Consider the following 19113-nt stretch of genomic DNA (forward strand, 5'->3'; position numbering starts at 1 on the left):
TTTTCTCCTATAATAACATTGTTGCGACAACAATTGGAATTGTAATCACTGATAATAAAGTTGAAACAACAATATTTCTTGTAACGATTTTTACATTTGCATTATATTGTGTTGCCAGCATTAAAACCATTGATCCTACTGGCATCGCATTTGTAATAATTGTAATATTAGCGTAATAAGCATCAATGTGTAATAAACGACACATGATCATTGTTACAAAAGGAACAATCATTAAACGAACAAAAGCAAAGACATAACTACGCCAATCTGTAAAACTATCTTTAATAGGATAAACAGCTAATGATGAACCAATCATCATCATTGAAAGTGGAGCTGTAAGTGAACCAACACTATTAATCGTATCCATAAGTACACTAGGAAGTTGAATATCGAATAAGTAAATAAATATTCCTACAAAAATCAAAATAATTCCTGGTGTTAATAATTGTTTAAAATTTAATTTAAATTCACTATCGTCTCCTTTTGTTAGACACATAATAGCGTATGTATACACAAAAAAGTTAAAAGCCATATGAATAAGTGATGCATAGAAAACAGCTTCTTGTCCAAAAACATCTAATAAAACAGGATATCCCATAAATCCTGTATTCGCAAAAACGACCATACATTCATAAACAGGCCAATCTTTTTTAGGAAATGGAAAGATTCGATTAATGATTTTCCCTAAAATAATAAAACCGATATACATTAAAATACCTGCACCTATCATTAAAAAGACAATACTTTTATTACTTCCTTCAACCCCCGCAATAGAACTAATAATCAACATTGGTGAAGCAACATTGACAATTAAAGCTGATATTTTTTTATTTGTATATTCATCAAAAATATGACATTTAAATAAAACAAATCCTAAAATAAGTAATAAAAACAATTTTAACATTGTTTGAAAGACAACCATGATATCCATAAATTTCCCCCTCTATAAATCCTTACTATCTTATCACAATTCAATTTTTTCTTTTGTTTTTTTCAAAAAACTAAAATAATATCATTTTTGCCTGTGTATCATAACAAAAAAATTGTAATAAAAGGGGTAATCCCAAATTATTACAATCTTTTAATTATTCTAACAAAGATTAATATAAATCTTTCTTTGTTCTCTTTAATTTTAAAAATAAAGTACCTAAACCAATAAAAATAATTAATAAAACAACAATCATATAGAAAGTTCCAATACCTAATGTTTTTGAACCTAATAAAGATAAATCAAATCCAAACCATCCTGTTGGCGCACCATAATTTAAAAAATTATAAGGAGCCAACATATCCTTGTACCATCTTATATGAAAAACATTTCCTAAAACAATCACATAACCTACATAAACAAGTGGTGGTACTACTGAATAATAAACATGTTTTTCATCTGGTCTATAGTGTTCACTAAATAATAGAAAATCAATAATAGCAAGAACTGGTGTAATGAAATGTACACATAAACTTCCTGCTCCATTATTTAAATAGGCACCAATAAATCCCTGACTATTCGTTGGTGCAAGTAACAACATATAAACAAAGAACGTTAATGTAATGGAAATCGTTGCCATAAATTTAATAAGGTACATCCCTTGTGGTATATATTTTGCTTTTTTTAGATCATAAATAATGAAAATCACTAACATAATATCTATAAAGATATTGGATAAATTCGTAAAATACGTAAAAAACATCCAATGATCTAATGATTGTAACATTCCATAAAGAGATGCGACTACTGCAATGATTTTCATTATTAAAGATATCTTACTCTTTTTCATTTTTATCACCCGCAACACTATACCACAATATATTTTGAGGTTCAAATGTTTTTATGAACTCTTTTTTTGATAAAGACGAATTACAAAAATAATGATGCTTAATGAAACAAAAGCAACAAATAATGTTAATAATACATTTTGTGTAAATCCAGCAACAAGATATCCTATAAAACAAGCACTTGCGACAACTAAGGCATATGGAATTTGAGTGGTTACATGATAAAGATGATTACATTGCGCCCCTGTAGAAGCCATAATTGTCGTATCTGAAATAGGTGAAATATGATCACCACAAACGGCACCTGCAAGAATGGAAGCAATGGAAATCACCAACATTGTTGATCCTTCTGGAAATAAAGAAGTTGCCATCGGAATCAAAATACCAAAAGTTCCCCAAGATGTCCCTGTTGAAAAAGAAAGACCTGCCCCAACAATAAATAAACATGCTGGTAAAATAGCTGTTGAAATAGAAGCAGATTGTAACGTATTATAAACAAATGCCCCTGCTTGTAACTGATTAGAAACTAAATCTCCTAAAGACCATGCAAGAACCAAAATCAAAATAGATGGAACCATTGCTTTAAAACCTTCAGGAATACATTCTACAAATTCATTATAAGAAATAATTTTTCTTGGAATATATAAAATAAAGACAAAGATCAAAGTAACAAATGTACCATAAACAAGCCCTCTCGAAGCATCACATTGACTAAAAGCAGTAATTAAATCTTTTCCATCAAAGAATCCTCCAGTATAAATCATCCCAATAATACAACTCATAATTAAAACAATAACAGGTAAAATCAAATCTAGAACTTTCCCCTTTTGATTATAAGAAATTTCTTCATTTGTCTGATAAGAATCATCCCCAAAACAAACATCGCCATTTTGAGCAGCTAATTCATGTTTTTTCATCTTTCCAAGATGAAACTCACTGCCAATAACATAACAAACCATGACAATTGTTAAAAGAGCATAAAGATTAAAAGGAATTGTATTTAAAAACAATTGAAAACCATCCCCTGAGGTATAACCACTTACAGCTGCAGCCCATGATGAAATAGGTGCAATAATACAAACAGGTGCTGCTGTACTATCAATAATATAGGCAAGCATTGCTCTTGAAACTTTAAATTCATCTGTGATTTCACGCATAACACTTCCAACTGTTAAACAGTTAAAGTAATCATCAACAAAGATAACAACGCCTAAAATAAAAGTAGAAAACAAAGATTGTTTAGAAGATTTCATCTTCTTTTTAGCCCATTTTCCATAAGCTTGACTTCCTCCACTTTTAGTCATTAAAGTCACAATAATTCCTAACATTACTAAAAATATTAAAATTCCAATATTAGAAGGTTTACTTAAACAATTAACAACTGTATCAAACAATAAATTTAAACTTTCAATAAGATGAAAATTTGTTAGTAATAAAGTTCCTGAAACAATTCCAATGAGTAATGAAATATAAACTTCTTTTGTTTTTAAAGCAAAAATAATTGCGATTACAGGCGGTAATAAAGCCCATATTGTCTTTACATAATTCATTCTTTTCCTCCATAAAAAAAGTACCTTGAGAATATCAAAGTACTTTACATACAAGATAGCTCTCCACTAAAAAGTGACAAGAAATTATATATTTTATAATTTCCCAGATAAATAACATTTGGTGCTGTTATTTTCTTCGGCACGTTTCCCTTTCATTGTTGACTGTCACCAAACATTATCAACAATTACTCTTGATTCATGCACCTCTACCAATTCTTCTATTTTGTCTTTTCAAGAATAACAAAGTCCAACATACTTGTCAATCAAATTGTATAAAATCAAGTACAATTTATTATGATATAATACCTTTAGGAGGTAGTAAAATGAATGATTATATCATAAACTTTTTAAAAGAAATCATGGCAATTGATAGTCCTTCTGGATATACCAAAGAAGTCATTCACCATTGTCAAAAAGAAGCTGAGAATTTAGGATTTCATACGCATCAAACAAATAAAGGAAATCTAGAAATTTATGTTGAAGGTCAAGATGATTATACAGTAGGATTTTGTGGTCATGTGGATACTTTAGGATTAATGGTTAGAAGTATTAAAAGTGATGGCACATTAGCTTTTACAAATGTTGGTGGGCCAATTATTCCTACATTGGATGGTGAATATTGTCGTATTCATACAAGAAGTGGTAAATGTTATACAGGAACAATTCTTTCTAATTATCCTGCTGTTCATGTTTATAAAGATGCTAAAAGTGCACCGAGAGATTGTGAAAATATGCATGTAAGAATTGATGAAGTAGTTAAAAATAAAGAAGATGTACAAGCTTTAGGTATTCAAAATGGTGATTATATTGCTTATGATCCTAAAACTGAAATTACAGCATCTGGTTTTATTAAATCACGTTTTTTAGATGATAAAATGTCTGTCGCTATTTTATTTGGAATACTTAAGCATTTAGCTAATAATCATATTAAACCCAGACATAATCTCATTATTATTATTTCTACTTATGAAGAAGTAGGACACGGAAGTAGTTATATTCATCCTGATATTGATGAATTGATTGCTGTAGATATGGGATGTATTGGTGAAGATTTAGCTTGTAGTGAATATGATGTCAGTATTTGTGCTAAAGATGGTAGTGGACCTTATGATTATGATTTAACTTCTAAACTCATTGAACTTGCAAGTACGCATCAGTTACAATACGCTATTGATATTTATCCTTATTACAGCAGTGATGTTTCAGCCGCTTTACGTGGTGGTCAAAATATTAAAGGCGCTTTAATTGGCCCAGGTGTAGCAGCTAGTCATGGTATGGAAAGAACACATCTTCAAGCTGTAGAAAATACTTTAAAATTATTACTTGCTTATATAGCATAAAAATGTTGCCAAATGACAACATTTTTATTTTACTTTAACACCAAGGATCCCTATTAAATCTACAGCTTGAAAATCATTAATAATCAATCCTTTTAAACTTGCTAGATCAAACATTGCCCCTTGTATTTGACATGTAGATAAATCTAATCCTTTATGATGTAATGAAGCAAGTTCACTTTGTATTAAATTTGTTTCATTAAATTGTATTTTTTTAAAGTTTGCATCATAAAATGATGCTTCTTGTAAATCACAATGATCAAACATAACATTGAACAATTGACTTGATGATAAATTACTATAACGTCCCTGACAATGATCAAATAAAACATCTTTTAAATTTGTTTCAATAAAAGAAGTTCCTGTTAATTTACAGTTTTTAAATTGTACACGATTTAAATATTGATGATCAAAATTTTGATTTGATAGATCACATTTATCAAAAGTAACATCTATTAAATCAAGATGCTTTAATGAAACTTTAGTAAAATCAATATTTTCAAAAAGACAACCATCAAAAGTTAAATCTTGAATAATTGTTCTTTGTTGAATATTTTGATCAATATGAACATCTTGAAATTTCATTTTTTTTAAACATTCTTCAAAACTTGTTTTTTCTATATAGGATAGTTTAGGTGCAACTAACTTCATTTTTTCTCCTTCTTTAAGGAATCCCAAAAATTCCAAAATTCTTTTTTTTGAACAATTCCATTTTTACTTAAAATAACATAATCTTCTCCTTGCCAAGCATAAAAGACATCTGTTTCTTTAAAATCATTTTTTAAATAAAATTGTTTTCTTTTTATTCTTTGTTCTTTATTAGAAGTATCTTTAATTTTTTCAATATCTACAATAATCTTTTTAGAATCATATTGTTTTGCTAGATCATTAAGAATATAGCTTCCTATACCTTGATCACGATATTCTTTTTTTACAGCAAGATATAAAATATGCGCTATTTGACTTTGAATACATAAAATAGCAAAACCTACAAGTTGATTTTCTTGATAATAACCATAAATAGCGCCTAAATGTAATTCATCAAATAATCGAGTTAAATCCATTTGTTCATTTTTTGGAAATGCTTGTTGATAAAGGGTGTATACTTCTTCTATTTCTGTGCTATGAAAAGCGATTTGTTTTTTTATCATTTTAAAAAACTCTTAATTTCTTAAGAGTTTAAATAAGTCCTTTTTCTTCTAATTGTTTTAAACAATAAGCAATTCCATTATCGTTGTTAGATAAAGTAATGTAGTTTGCTCTTTCTTTTACTTCATCTACAGCATTTTCCATAGCAACACCATATCCACAATATTCAATTAATGATAAATCATTATAACCATCACCAAAAGCAATTGTTTCTTCTTGTTTAATTCCTAATTTCTTACATAAAACATCTAAAGAAGCAGCTTTATCAATTCCATTTGCCATACATTCAATAAAATAAGGATCACTTCTATAAATAGACATCTTTCCTTCATATGGAGCTTTGAATTCATCTAAAATTTGAGCCACATACGCAGGTTCTCCAGTGATCAATACTTTATTGACATCAAAGTTCACTTCTTTTTTAAAATCTTGAACATGTTTAATATTCATTTTTGTTGTGAAACTTTCTAATTGAATCCAATGATCTCCAATATCTTCTGTAATGATTTCAGTAGCGTTATATGTAAGTGGTGATAAACCAAATACTTTGGCACGATCATACATTTCATGAGCAACTTCACTTGATAATGTTTGTTCATAAACAACTTCATTTGTTTTATAATCTAAAACTCTTGCTCCATTGAAAGATAATAAATATCCTCCTACTTGATCTAAAGTTAATTCTTTTGCTTCTTTAAAGATACCAGCTGTTGGTCTTCCAGAAGCTAAAACAATAATAACACCTTTTTGTGCTAATTTAATAAGTTCTTGCTTTGTTTCTTCTAAAATATTTTTGTTTTTATCTGTTAATGTTCCATCTAAATCTAATGCTATTAATTTATACATTTTTCTACCTACCTTTGCGACTATTATAACAAAGCCTTTATAAAAAACAAAATTATTTCTTAAAAAGAAAAAACAATGTTTTCACATTGCTTTTTCACGCCCCTGCCAAGGACTTTCATTATAACATATTTTATAATTCAAAAATATGATTTAATAGTTCTATTCCTGTTTTTGTTTTAAAAACATTCTTTTTCATTTTTTCGATAGCTTCTTTAGTGAAATTCGATTCATCACCATTTACTAAAAAGTCAGCTTCTAATAAAATTTGATAATCTAAACCATCTACATCTTTATACGTATGATGATGTCCTACTAAATAAGCCACACGTTCAATAAAAGCTTCATCTAAAGAATAATTTTTTAAGAAATCTTTTACTAAAACTGGTCCTTCTTGTTCTTGTAAATATCCTGCAGAATTTCCATATTTTTCACGACACATTGGACAAGCTATATCATGAACAATAGCAGCTACTTCGAGTATTTCTTGTTCTCTTTTTTCTAAATGCTCTAATTTTCCAATAATACGTGCATATTGATGCACTTTTAAAAAATGGGCAACATCATGTTTGATTTTATTTCCTTGAGTATATAAAATCATGCCTTGTTCAATTTCTTCAATCATTTTCTTTCTCCATTTGATCAATAAGTTCGATTACTTCTTGAATCATCCCATCACAATGAGGTTTCTTTTGTCCACCATTCTTTGCATTTTCTTTAAGTAAATCTGCACAATTAATAAGTCCATGATGATTATTAGAAATTGTTTTGATAAATTGGTTCACTTTTGCTGGTGAATCAATTCCTTTTGCTCCTAAAATCATTAAACCACTGGTAATAGCACCACAGACGCTCCCACATTTCATACCACCACCAAAGTTACATCCCAAATGATTAGCAAGTTCTTTATTGATTCCTAAATCATCGGCATAAACTTCCATAATTGTTTGTGCACAATTATGAACCATGGGTGTAGCATTTCTTAATTCTTTTGCTTTTTCTATATGTTTATTCATCTTTCAAATTCCTTTTCTTTTTATATCTTTATTATAACGAATTTTTATTTTGAATAAATCTTTTTTTGCCAACTTCTTTTTTGACAATGTGGACATTTCATATATCTTGTTCTTCCATAATGCATTGCAAAATAAACTTGTTGATAGCTTGGAATATATTTATGATGACACTTTTGACATTCATAATAGCCTTCTTCTGTTTCTATTTTTAAAGCAATTGATACACCAATAATCAAAAAGATAAAGCTTAAGATAAACAAGATGACTTTTAATACACTGTTTTCAACAAAATAAGCAGACATAAAAATTAAAATCAAAAAGATACTCGTTGAACCAATGCCAATAACATTTTCATAAAAGAACATTTTCTTTGTTTGTTTTACTTCTTGATTGGCCATCATTAATAAATTATCTTCTGCTTTTTGTTGATAATTTCTTTCTTCGATAAATTCTCCCGTTAACAGCTCATTGACTGAAATATCTAATATTTGACAGAGTTCTAACATATACATAGGATCTGGTAGACCCTTTCCTCTTTCCCATTTAGAAATTGTCCGATCACTAATTCCTAAATAGCTTGCAAGTTTAGCTTGTGTAAGCTTTTTATCTTTTCTTCTTTGAGCAATAAAACTTCCTATTTTTTCTTGATTCATAACTTTCACCTCACTTGCATTTTATGTATATTCATACAAAATGTAAACAAACGCATCGTAGAGATAAGAAAAACAGCCTTAATTGGCTGCTTGATGATGATAAACTTTTGGGCGTACATGAATGAAATAAACAAGTGCTAGTGCTAATACAGTAACAAACCAACTAATTGGATAAATGATTAATAAATGATCGTATGAGGCAATTGATGGATAAATTGTATATAAGTAAGCAAGTCTTACTCCACAAATTCCCGCAACACAAATACCTGCTGGAACACTTGAATAACCAACACCTCTCATTACACTTGAGAAAACTTCAATTGACATGTTAAGGAATTGGAATGGTAAAATAATTTTCATTCTTGTATAAGCTAAACTAGCTACTGAAGCATCTGATGTAAAGAAACTAATAAAGAAATGATCAAAGATTACAAATATCATACAAGCAACCATTGTTGTTGCACCCCCTAATAAGAAAGATTGAAGTGTAATCTTTTTACAACGGTCATATTTTTTAGCGCTATAATTTTGTCCAATAAATGTAACCGCAGCTTGAGCAAATGAACTTAATATATAATAAGCAAAATATTCATAGTTTAAAGCTGCTGAACTGGCTGCAATAGCATCTGATCCTAAAGCATTTAATGATGATTGAATGCAAACATTTGAAATAGAGAAAACCATACCTTGTAAACCAGCTGGAACCCCAATTTTCGCAATTCTTTTTAAAATTCTTCCATTAATTTTTAATTCTTTTAAATCAATTCTTAAAGCATCTGTTTCATGCATTAACCAATAAAGTAACATCATAGAACTAAAGATATTAGAAACAACAGTTCCAATAGCTACTCCTTCTACAGACATATGTAAAACAACAACAAAGAATAAATTTAAAATAATGTTAATGACTCCACCAATAAATAATGCAATAAGTGGTCTTTGAGTATCTCCTTTACTTCTTAAAACAGCTGCAGCAAAGTTATAGAGCATGACAAAAGGAACCCCAATAAAATAAATTTTTAAATATACTTCTGCAAGATTAATAATATCATCTGGTGTTGACATCAACTCTAAAATAGGTCTTGCGAAAAAGAATCCTACAAACAATAAAACAATTCCAATAATCACCGACATTAAAATTGAAGTATGTGCTGCAAGTGATGTTCTCTTTTCATCATTTTGTCCTATAAATGATGCAATAACAACATTAGCACCTATTGATAACCCTACAAATGAGTTAACAAGTAAATTAATGATTGGACCATTTGCTCCAACGGCAGCTAATGCCCCGCTTCCTGCAAAACTTCCGACAACAGCAACATCTGCTGCATTAAATAATTGTTGTAAAATACTACTTGCTGCTAATGGTAAAGCAAAAAGTATGAGCTTGTTCCAAATAGAACCATTTAACATATCAAATGTTTTCTTTTTCTTCATATTATCCCTCCTGTTTACTATTCTATTTCTTTTAATTCAAGATGTACAATAATAATTGTGCAATCTACTATAACTTAAATGTATAGTGATATTTTATCTTCTTTATTTTTATTATTCCAATACTTTTATTGTAGATAATATTATGCTTATAAAGCATATTTTGACAAAGAAAAAAGAAATGAAATCATTTCTTTGTCATACGATATTGCTTTTCTAAAGTAAGCCAACGTGATGCCTCCACATGAAAGAATGCTTCTAATTTTTTAGCAATTTCTTCATTAAGTTCACATTCCCCTAAAATAAGTTGTGTCACTTCATCTAGATTCATATCCATCTTTTGTGCAAAATCGTTATAAGAGATATTTAAAGTTGTAAGTATATCTCGAATATAATATCCCGGTGCATAAGCAACCGCATTTGTACTTTTATCCATCTTTTTCACCCAATATGTATTATATTCTTTCTGTTATTTTGTTGCAATAAATTATTTCCAAGGAAATAATTTAGAAAAGAGTCAGAAAAAATCTAACTCTTAAATAATTTGGAAAATATAGAATTTTAAATAAGATGTTTCTTCCATTGTCCATAAAATAGGATGATCTGCATTTTGTTGAGTAACAGAAACTTGTTTTAAAACAACGCCTGCTTCACTTGCAGCTTCTCTTAACATTTTTTCAAAATTAGCTGTTTCCATAAAACGTGAACAACTACATGTAATAAGATATCCTCCATTTTTTAAAACTTTCATTGCTTGTTTATTGATTCTTTTATAACCATTATAAGCTTTTTGAACAGTTCTTCTTGATTTCGTAAATGCTGGTGGATCTAAAACAATTATATCAAATTCATTTTCTTTTAATTCATCTAAATAATCAAAGACATCTGCTTGTACAAAATCAATTTTTTCTTCTAAATGATTAAGTTTAGCATTTTGATAGCCTTGATCTAATGCTGTTTTAGAAACATCAACAGAAACAACATGACTAGCATTTCCCATAGCAGCATTTAAGGCAAAACCACCTGTATGACTAAAACAGTCAACGACACGTTTTCCATGAGCAATTTTTCTAAGTAAATAACGATTTGATTTTTGATCTAAAAAATATCCTGTTTTTTGTCCATTTTCAACATCTACGTGTAATAATAAACCATTTTCATTAATAATTGTTTGTGTAGGTAAATCTTTATTTTTATAATAGCCTTTATATTGTTCTAAACCTTCTTTAGTTCTAATTTGGATATCATTTCTTTCATAAATACCTTTAACTTCTTCTCCATCTGCTTTTAAGACATCTAAAACAATTTCATAAATCATATCTTTAATTTGTTCTAAACCATAAGAACTGATTTGACTTACTAAAATATCATTATAACGATCTATCACAAGTCCAGGTAATAAATCAGCTTCTCCAAAAATTAAACGACAATTAGATAAATTATCTCCTTCAACAGTTTTTCTAAAATCATAAGCTTGTTGAATTCTCTTTTTAAAAAATTCACGATCAATTATTTCTTTTCTATCTTTAGATAAAATACGTACCGTAATATGACTTTTTAAAGAAATAAAACCTGTTCCTAAATATCTTCCTTTATTTGTAACAATATCAACAAGTTCACCATTTTTTATTTGAGGATCACATTGTTCTAAATTATTTTTATACATCCACATTTGACCTTTATCAAGCCAAGTAACACCTTCATCTGAAATAATAATTTCTGGATAATTTCTTTCCATTCTATTGACTCCTTTTATTTAATATTTATACCACCAAAAATACAACGTGCATTAAGATAAATAACTTTTGTATTTTCTATTTTATTTTCTCTTTTATGAAGATCGACACCACCTAAAAAATTAGATGATTGTATTTGAATATTTACATCATCTGGCAAATATAAATCAACCCCACCAAACAAAGTTGAAATCGTAATGTTCGTTTTCTCATTTAAATAAGCCTTTGATAAATCTAATATCAATCCATTAAAAGTAACATCATAATTTCCACCTGTATATAACTGATTATCATAAATATTTTGACGAGGTTTCTTTTTATTAAAAGTATCTTTAAAAATCATTTTCAATCCTATTAATACAAAGATAACAGGAACCACTAATTTCCATGCAAATTGAAAATTTATTAATCCTTGACAATAAAGCAATAAATAGATACCTACAATCAAACCTATGATGTTTCCTGTTTTATCTTGATCTTTAAATAAACCAAAAAAACAAGGAACAATAATAAATAATGTCCACCATCCATCAAAGAATAAATCTATATTTGTAATATGAAAAGCATTTAGTCCGATAATAACTCCAATAATGATCAAAATAAGGCCTATAACGGTATTTTCAATTTTTTTCATAAATTTCTCCTCAATTCATCATTATAGCATATAAATAGCATTTTGATTAAACAAAAATAGCACTTATGTGCTATTAATGAAGTAATTCGATTTCATGAATGAAATCATGTTTTAAGATATCTTCGAATTCATCTGATATTTCTTTAGAAGTTTCTTTCTTTAATTCAATAAGAAATATAATTTGATATTCTTCGATTAGGATTGATGAAGGATTATTCTTCATCAAATGTAAAGCAATCGATAAATTATCATCATTGATTTTACAATTATGTGATTTACAAATTGCCCCTAACTCCTTTCTTGTCATGGTTTGTAACTTATGATTTAATGCGTTCATATCCTTCATATTCACCCCTTCTTTCTTACAAATATTATATCTCTAATAAATAAGGGATTCAACGAATATGACCTATTGTTCGATTTCATAAATGTCTTCCATTTTAATAATTTGACCATTTTGAAGAGTAATTGTTTGATAAATTGAATCTATCTTTTTTATTCTTTGAATGGTCGTCAAATAATCTCCACCTGATTTTTTTTGATCTTTTTTGAAGTAAGTAATTTTTATCTTTTCTTTAGTTTCTATAAAATAAAGTAATTTTTGATTTAAAATACTTTTTTTATTTTCATCAAGCTCCTTTTTATCTTCTGTTAGCCTTTGGGTTTCTTGAATAAGTTGTTTATGTCCTGTAAGAGCAGCAAAAGGAGCAAACTGTGCTGCACGATTTTTTTGAGACATATGTTTATACTTTTTAGATTTTTTATAAGGAAGATTTATGATATCACTATAATCATGAATATTTTTGATTGTGGCCATTACGCTTTATGTCCCCCTATAATTTCATTTCTTTCTCTTGTTGTTGCTCCTTCTTCTAAATTCATTCCTTTAAGAATTGCATTTTTACCATATTTTTGTTTGATTTTAAGAGTTGCTTTTTGTAAATTCTTTTCTTTTTCTAAAGCTTCTTTTTCATATTTTTGATTTATATTTTGATGATTTGTAAATAAATTCAATTGTTGATGATAAATCATATCTTTTACTTTATCTTCATATAAAACATTGGATGCTGAAATATTGATTCTTTTAACCAATAAATTCCTATTTACTATTTCATCAAATTTCTTTATTACTTCTTTAATTATCAATTTTGATGATGAAGTATAACGCTCTAAATTGATTGTTCCATGTGCATGTTTAGGAATCTTTCGATTATAACGATCAATCATCATTTCTCCATGATATTCATTATCTTTATCATAACCAATCGTTAAAACAATTTGATTGGTTACTAATCCTTTTTCTACTAAATCAAGTGCTAACAAATCTAACATTTCTTTAACAATCAATTTTGTTTTTTCAAAATTATAAGGACGGCTTAATACCTGACCTGTTCCAATACTATTTCTTTCGGGTTTATAATTTTTAATATCTTTCATTGTACATGATTCATAACCCCATGCATGGTCAATAAGTAACTCAGCATTAACACCAAATAAATCATAAAGAAGTTTTTCATTATAATATTCATTCTCTGCACCTTGTGAACATTTTGCGATATCTCCCATTGTATAAAGTCCTTCTTTTTCTAATTTTTTAGCATATCCTTTCCCTACTCGCCAAAAATCAGTGATTGGACGATGATTCCATAAATACTTTCGATATCTTTCTTCATTAAGTAAGGCAATACGTTGCCCATTATCATCTTTGTTTATATGCTTAGCAACTATATCCATTGCGACTTTACATAAATATAAATTCGTACCAATTCCTGCTGTCGCTATAAGGCCTGTTGTTTCATAAATATCACTTAAAATTTGGGAAGCTAACTCTTTAGGTGTTTTTTGATAAATGTGAGTATAATGTGTTATATCCATAAAAACTTCATCAATTGAATAAACATGAATGTCTTCAGGAGAAACATATTTAAGATAAATTTTATATATTTCTTGGCTCCACTTCATATAATGGGACATTCTTGGAGTTGCTATTTCATAAGCTATTTTTAAATGTTTATTTTTTTGTAGTTTACTTTCTAAGCATGATTCACCATTAAAATAATGACTTTCTTTTAACCTTTTATTATTTTCTTTGTTAATGATTTGGATTACTTCAAATAATCTTGCTCTACCTGAAATACCATATTTCTTTAAAGAAGGAGAAACAGCTAGACAAATTGTTTTTTCTGTCCTGCTAGCATCAGCAACAACAAGATTTGTATCTAAAGGATCATAACCTTTTTCAATACATTCGACAGAAGCATAAAATGATTTAAGATCTATCGCTAAAAAAATGCCCATTTTGCATCTCCTTTCTTTCATAAAAATATAGTAAAATATCTTATCTAAATATATAACAAAAATTCAAAAAAAGTAATAAGTTATTTTATAAATAATATTTAACTGATTATTTATGGTGTATACACTTTTTTATTTATTTTTTTAAACTTTTCTATATAATAAAGACCTAGGAGGAATTTATGAAAGAATATAAAACACTTTTATTTGATATAGATGGTACTTTACTTGATTTTAAAAAAGCTGAAGACTATGCTATGCATAAAACATTTAGTGATCATCATTTAGAATTAACATCAGAAATATTTGAAATTTATGAAGAAATAAATTCAAAATTATGGAAAGATTTTGAATTAGGATTAATTGATAAAAAAACAGTAGTTTATACGCGTTTTGTTAAATTATTTAATAAACTTGGAATTAATGAAGATGGTGTTGCATTTGAAGATGAATATCAATGGAATTTAGGGCATGGTACGTATTTGATTAAACATGCCATTGAAATATTAGAATATCTTTCTAAAAAATATGATCTTTATGTTGTGACAAATGGCGTGGCTAGTACACAATATAATCGATTAAAGTTATTAGATTTAAATAAATATTTTAAAGATATTTTTATATCTGAAGAAATTGGATACCAAAAACCTAAAATTGAGTTTTTTGATTACTGTTTTAGACATATTGAACACTTTGATAAAGATAAAGCACTTATTATCGGTGATTCTCTTACAAGTGATATGCAAGGCGGTATAAATGCACAAATTGATACATGTTGGTATAATCCACAACATGATAAAGCATCCATAAAAATTGATTATATTATCCATGATTTGAAAGAATTAGAAAATATGTTATAAGGGTTCTCATACAGGAGAACCTTTTTTGATGAATAAAAAAACATAAAAAAAAAGAAGGAACTGGCAACGAGCTATTTTCGCACAATGTACTATCTTCGCCGCGATGATGCTTAACTTCTGTGTTCGGAATGGGTACAGGTGTGTCCATCATGCTATCATTACCAGATTCTTCTTGTCAAGTGTCTTCAGGACACTCAAAACCAGACAGTAGTTTTTCTTCTTTCAAGCTCGCTTGCCTTTTCGGTCAAGCCCTCGACCTATTAGTATCAGTCCGCTTAACATGTCACCATGCTTACACTCCTGACCTATCTACCTTATCGTCTTTAAGGGGTCTTACTTGCTTGCGCAATGGGAAATCTCATCTTGAAGTGGGTTTCACACTTAGATGCCTTCAGCGTTTATCCCTTCCGCATTTAGCTACCCAGCTATGCCACTGGCGTGACAACTGGTCCACCATTGATGCGTCCATCCCGGTCCTCTCGTACTGAGGACAGCTCTTCTCAAATTTCCTGCGCCCACGACAGATAGGGACCGAACTGTCTCACGACGTTCTGAACCCAGCTCGCGTACCGCTTTAATGGGCGAACAGCCCAACCCTTGGAACCGACTTCAGCTCCAGGATGCGATGAGCCGACATCGAGGTGCCAAACCTCCCCGTCGATGTGAACTCTTGGGGGAGATCAGCCTGTTATCCCCAGGGTAGCTTTTATCCGTTGAGCGACGGCCTTTCCATTCAGCACCGCCGGATCACTAAGCCCGACTTTCGTCCCTGCTCGACTTGTGGGTCTCGCAGTCAAACACCCTTTTGCCTTTGCACTCTGCGCTTGGTTTCCATCCAAGCTGAGGGTATCTTTGGGCGCCTCCGTTACTCTTTGGGAGGCGACCGCCCCAGTCAAACTGCCCGACTGACACTGTCCCGTCAACGGCTCTACGTCGTCCGGTTAGAAATCCAATACAACAGGGGTAGTATCCCAACAGCGGCTCCTTGAATACTGGCGTATCCATCTCTTTGCCTCCTACCTATCCTGTACATGCTGCATCAAATCCCAATATCAACCTGCAGTGAAGCTCCATGGGGTCTTTCCGTCTAGTCGCGGGTAACCTGCATCTTCACAGGTACTAAGACTTCACCGAGTCTACAGCTGAGACAGCGCCCAAATCGTTACGCCTTTCGTGCGGGTCAGAACTTACCTGACAAGGAATTTCGCTACCTTAGGACCGTTATAGTTACGGCCGCCGTTTACTGGGGCTTCAGTTCAGGGCTTCACTTGCGTTAACCCCTCCCCTTAACCTTCCAGCACCGGGCAGGCGTCACCCCCTATACTTCGCCTTGCGGCTTAGCAGAGAGCTGTGTTTTTGGTAAACAGTCGCTTGGGCCGTTTCACTGCGGCTCATATCTCTATGAGCACTCCTTCTCCCTAAGTTACGGAGTCATTTTGCAGAGTTCCTTAGCTATAGTTCTCTCGCTCACCTTAGGATTCTCTCCTCACCCATGTGTGTCCATTTTCGGTACGGGCCATATATACTTAACGTTAGAAACTTTTCTTGGAAGTTCCTCCACTGCCTTCCGTACTCGCCGTAGCTTTCCGTACGCTTCACGCCTTCTCGTTTCGGATGGTGGATTTGCCTGCCATCCCGATATCTCGCTTGCACCAGCTCTTCCAGCCGCTGGCTGCAGCTTCCTCTCTCCGTCATTCCTTCACATATATACGGGTACAGGAATCTCTACCTGTTGTCCATCGACTACGCCTTTCGGCCTCGCCTTAGGTCCCGACTTACCCAGAGCGGACGAACCTTCCTCTGGAAACCTTGGGTTTTCGGTGCGTGGGATTCTCACCCACGTTCCGCTACTCACACCGGCATTCTCTCTTCCATGATCTCCACACGTCCTTTCGGTCGTACTTCTCCGTTCATGGAACGCTCCCCTACCATCCCTTGGGATCCATAGCTTCGGTAGTATGCTTAGCCCCGGTAAATTATCGGCGCAGAGTCATTCGACTAGTGAGCTGTTACGCACTCTTTAAAGGATGGCTGCTTCTGAGCCAACCTCCTAGTTGTCTGTACATCTCCACATCCTTTTCCACTTAGCATACATTTTGGGACCTTAGCTGATGGTCTGGGCTGTTTCCCTCTTGACAACGGACCTTATCACCCGCTGTCTGACTGCCGAGCATGTTGGCGTGACATTCGCAGTTTGATTATGCTCAGTACCCCGAGATGGGGCCATCACATATTCAGTGCTCTACCTTCACGCAACTTACCTCGACGCTAGCCCTAAAGCTATTTCGGGGAGAACCAGCTATCTCCGGGTTCGATTGGAATTTCACCCCTAGCCACAACTCATCCGCCAACGTTTCAACGGGGGTCGGTTCGGTCCTCCATCGGGTTTTACCCCAACTTCAACCTGGTCATGGCTAGATCACCCGGTTTCGGGTCTACTGCATGCAACTCTCGCCCTCTTAAGACTCGCTTTCGCTTCGGCTCCGCATATCCTGCTTAACCTCGCTCCATACAGTAACTCGCCGGTTCATTCTACAAAAGGCACGCCATCACCCTTTAACGGGCTCTGACTTCTTGTAGGCATATGGTTTCAGGTTCTCTTTCACTCCCCTCCCGGGGTTCTTTTCACCTTTCCCTCACGGTACTGGTTCACTATCGGTCACTCTCTCGTATTTAGCCTTGCCGGATGGTCCCGGCTGATTCAGACAGGATTTCTCGTGTCCCGCCCTACTCAGGTGTCATCTCTCTCCAGTCTCTCATTTCGAGTACGGGGCTCTCACCCTCTCTCGCTCACCTTCCCATGTGATTCCTCTATGATCCTCTGTCAGATTTATCGATGATCCTACTACCCCGATCCTAAGATCGGTTTGGGCTCTTTCCCTTTCGCTCGCCGCTACTCAGAAAATCATTCTTATTTTCTCTTCCTGCAGGTACTTAGATGTTTCAGTTCCCTGCGTCTCGCCTCATCATGTCTATGTATTCGACATGTGATACACGGATATGACTCCGTGTGGGTTCCCCCATTCGGATATCGACGGCTCTTCACGTGCTTACCGCTCACCGTCGCATTTCGCTGTTTGCTGCGTCCTTCTTCGCCGGAGTGTGCCTAGGCATTCCCCATACGCCCTTTCTTGCTTTACCTTCTAGGTTTGCTTGCTTGAACTTTTTTTCGTTTACACTTGCTGTAAAATCTTAGTTACTTTCGACTTTTCGTACTAGACCTTTTCTTTAATGTCTAATCTCTTCTTTATCGTTTTCGCATTTTTTTTACTACTATCCAGTTTTCAATGTCCTCTTGAATGTCTAAGACATTCAAAACCAAACAAGAAAGCACAACTTTCTCTCCCTAGAAAGGAGGTGATCCATCCCCACGTTCCCGTAGGGATACCTTGTTACGACTTCACCCCAATCATCAGTCCCACCTTAGACAGCTCCTTCCTTGCGGTTAGGCCACCGGCTTCGGGTGTTACCGACTCTCATGGTGTGACGGGCGGTGTGTACAAGGCCCGAGAACGTATTCACCGCGACATGCTGATTCGCGATTACTAGCGATTCCATCTTCGTGCAGTCGAGTTGCAGACTGCAGTCCGAACTGAGAACAGTTTTATGGGTTTCGCTCCACCTCGCGGCTTCGCTTCCCTCTGCTCTGTCCATTGTAGCACGTGTGTAGCCCAGGTCATAAGGGGCATGATGATTTGACGTCATCCCCGCCTTCCTCCGGCTTGTCACCGGCAGTCTCGCCAGAGTCCCCAACTTAATGCTGGCAACTGGCAACAGGGGTTGCGCTCGTTGCGGGACTTAACCCAACATCTCACGACACGAGCTGACGA

At 32.6% G+C, this 19113-nt stretch carries 18 protein-coding genes, 3 rRNA genes and 1 riboswitch; of the genes, 2 read left to right on the top strand and 19 right to left on the bottom strand.

The features are described 5' to 3' along the window. Positions 1-7: 7 nt before the first annotated feature. The 3 genes from LJD34_RS03415 to LJD34_RS03425 all read right to left on the bottom strand — a co-directional run bounded on the left by LJD34_RS03415 (position 8) and on the right by LJD34_RS03425 (position 3326). Positions 8-931, bottom strand: coding sequence for an AEC family transporter (locus LJD34_RS03415; RefSeq protein WP_022002318.1), 924 nt, complete (start codon positions 929-931; stop codon positions 8-10). A 169-nt stretch (positions 932-1100) separates the two neighbouring features. After that, on the bottom strand, positions 1101-1778 hold the full coding sequence (locus tag LJD34_RS03420) for a Pr6Pr family membrane protein (RefSeq protein WP_032089778.1): 678 nt from the start codon (positions 1776-1778) through the stop codon (positions 1101-1103). 51 nt (positions 1779-1829) lie between these two features. Beyond that, the gene (locus LJD34_RS03425) at positions 1830-3326 is read right to left on the bottom strand and encodes a Na+/H+ antiporter NhaC family protein (protein ID WP_227359178.1); all 1497 of its coding nucleotides are present in this window, start codon (positions 3324-3326) and stop codon (positions 1830-1832) included. Positions 3327-3374: 48 nt separating this feature from the next. Continuing rightward, positions 3375-3543: riboswitch (Lysine riboswitch) on the bottom strand. 106 nt (positions 3544-3649) lie between these two features. Between LJD34_RS03425 and LJD34_RS03430 the strand changes: the two genes are divergently transcribed. Then, positions 3650-4666 (top strand): M42 family metallopeptidase, encoded by a 1017-nt coding sequence (locus LJD34_RS03430; RefSeq protein WP_227359179.1) that lies wholly within the window; start codon positions 3650-3652, stop codon positions 4664-4666. Positions 4667-4690: 24 nt separating this feature from the next. On the opposite strand, the gene LJD34_RS03435 is transcribed toward LJD34_RS03430, so the two are convergent. From LJD34_RS03435 to LJD34_RS03495, 13 genes are all read right to left on the bottom strand, one after another. Further along, entirely contained in the window at positions 4691-5314 is a 624-nt protein-coding gene (locus LJD34_RS03435; protein WP_227359180.1) for a pentapeptide repeat-containing protein, read from the bottom strand. Continuing rightward, positions 5311-5814 carry a GNAT family N-acetyltransferase gene (locus tag LJD34_RS03440; protein ID WP_147580588.1) on the bottom strand — a complete coding sequence of 168 codons (504 nt, stop codon included), beginning with the start codon at positions 5812-5814 and terminating at the stop codon, positions 5311-5313. Before LJD34_RS03440 ends, LJD34_RS03435 begins: the two co-directional genes overlap by 4 nt. Before the next feature lie 28 nt (positions 5815-5842). Then, positions 5843-6658, bottom strand: coding sequence for a Cof-type HAD-IIB family hydrolase (locus tag LJD34_RS03445; protein ID WP_227359181.1), 816 nt, complete (start codon positions 6656-6658; stop codon positions 5843-5845). A 130-nt stretch (positions 6659-6788) separates the two neighbouring features. Further along, the gene (locus LJD34_RS03450) at positions 6789-7280 is read right to left on the bottom strand and encodes an HD domain-containing protein (protein WP_032089774.1); all 492 of its coding nucleotides are present in this window, start codon (positions 7278-7280) and stop codon (positions 6789-6791) included. After that, a complete protein-coding gene (locus LJD34_RS03455; RefSeq protein WP_117827202.1) occupies positions 7273-7671 on the bottom strand; it encodes a C-GCAxxG-C-C family protein in 399 nt (132 codons plus the stop codon). The genes LJD34_RS03450 and LJD34_RS03455 overlap by 8 nt, the downstream gene beginning before the upstream one ends. A 44-nt stretch (positions 7672-7715) precedes the next feature. Next, entirely contained in the window at positions 7716-8324 is a 609-nt protein-coding gene (locus LJD34_RS03460; protein WP_227359182.1) for a helix-turn-helix domain-containing protein, read from the bottom strand. Between the two features lie 78 nt (positions 8325-8402). Beyond that, on the bottom strand, positions 8403-9761 hold the full coding sequence (locus tag LJD34_RS03465; protein WP_175301455.1) for an MATE family efflux transporter: 1359 nt from the start codon (positions 9759-9761) through the stop codon (positions 8403-8405). Positions 9762-9945: 184 nt separating this feature from the next. Then, entirely contained in the window at positions 9946-10194 is a 249-nt protein-coding gene (locus tag LJD34_RS03470; RefSeq protein WP_022002329.1) for a helix-turn-helix transcriptional regulator, read from the bottom strand. 99 nt (positions 10195-10293) lie between these two features. After that, positions 10294-11496, bottom strand: coding sequence for a class I SAM-dependent rRNA methyltransferase (locus tag LJD34_RS03475; RefSeq protein ID WP_227359183.1), 1203 nt, complete (start codon positions 11494-11496; stop codon positions 10294-10296). 14 nt (positions 11497-11510) lie between these two features. Next, entirely contained in the window at positions 11511-12128 is a 618-nt protein-coding gene (locus tag LJD34_RS03480) for a LiaF transmembrane domain-containing protein (protein WP_227359184.1), read from the bottom strand. 73 nt (positions 12129-12201) lie between these two features. Then, positions 12202-12474 (bottom strand): DUF2624 family protein, encoded by a 273-nt coding sequence (locus tag LJD34_RS03485; protein WP_032089768.1) that lies wholly within the window; start codon positions 12472-12474, stop codon positions 12202-12204. A gap of 63 nt (positions 12475-12537) precedes the next feature. After that, positions 12538-12945 (bottom strand): YolD-like family protein, encoded by a 408-nt coding sequence (locus LJD34_RS03490; protein ID WP_032089767.1) that lies wholly within the window; start codon positions 12943-12945, stop codon positions 12538-12540. Then, the gene (locus tag LJD34_RS03495; protein ID WP_227359185.1) at positions 12945-14426 is read right to left on the bottom strand and encodes a DNA methylase; all 1482 of its coding nucleotides are present in this window, start codon (positions 14424-14426) and stop codon (positions 12945-12947) included. Before LJD34_RS03495 ends, LJD34_RS03490 begins: the two co-directional genes overlap by 1 nt. A 179-nt stretch (positions 14427-14605) precedes the next feature. On the opposite strand from LJD34_RS03495, the gene LJD34_RS03500 reads away from it, so the two are divergent. Further along, positions 14606-15283: a YjjG family noncanonical pyrimidine nucleotidase gene (locus LJD34_RS03500; protein ID WP_227359186.1), complete on the top strand. Its 678-nt coding sequence runs from the start codon at positions 14606-14608 to the stop codon at positions 15281-15283. Between the two features lie 58 nt (positions 15284-15341). Here the strand turns inward: LJD34_RS03500 and rrf are convergent. The 3 genes from rrf to LJD34_RS03515 all read right to left on the bottom strand — a co-directional run. Next, positions 15342-15449 (bottom strand): 5S ribosomal RNA (rrf, locus tag LJD34_RS03505). Positions 15450-15523: 74 nt separating this feature from the next. Next, positions 15524-18424: ribosomal RNA gene (locus LJD34_RS03510) — 23S ribosomal RNA — on the bottom strand. A 209-nt stretch (positions 18425-18633) separates the two neighbouring features. Further along, a 16S ribosomal RNA gene (locus LJD34_RS03515) occupies positions 18634-19113 on the bottom strand; the annotation flags it as partial.

This window comes from Faecalibacillus sp. MSK20_93, from assembly GCF_020589945.1.
In the GTDB taxonomy this organism is placed as follows: domain Bacteria; phylum Bacillota_I; class Bacilli_A; order Erysipelotrichales; family Coprobacillaceae; genus Faecalibacillus; species Faecalibacillus intestinalis.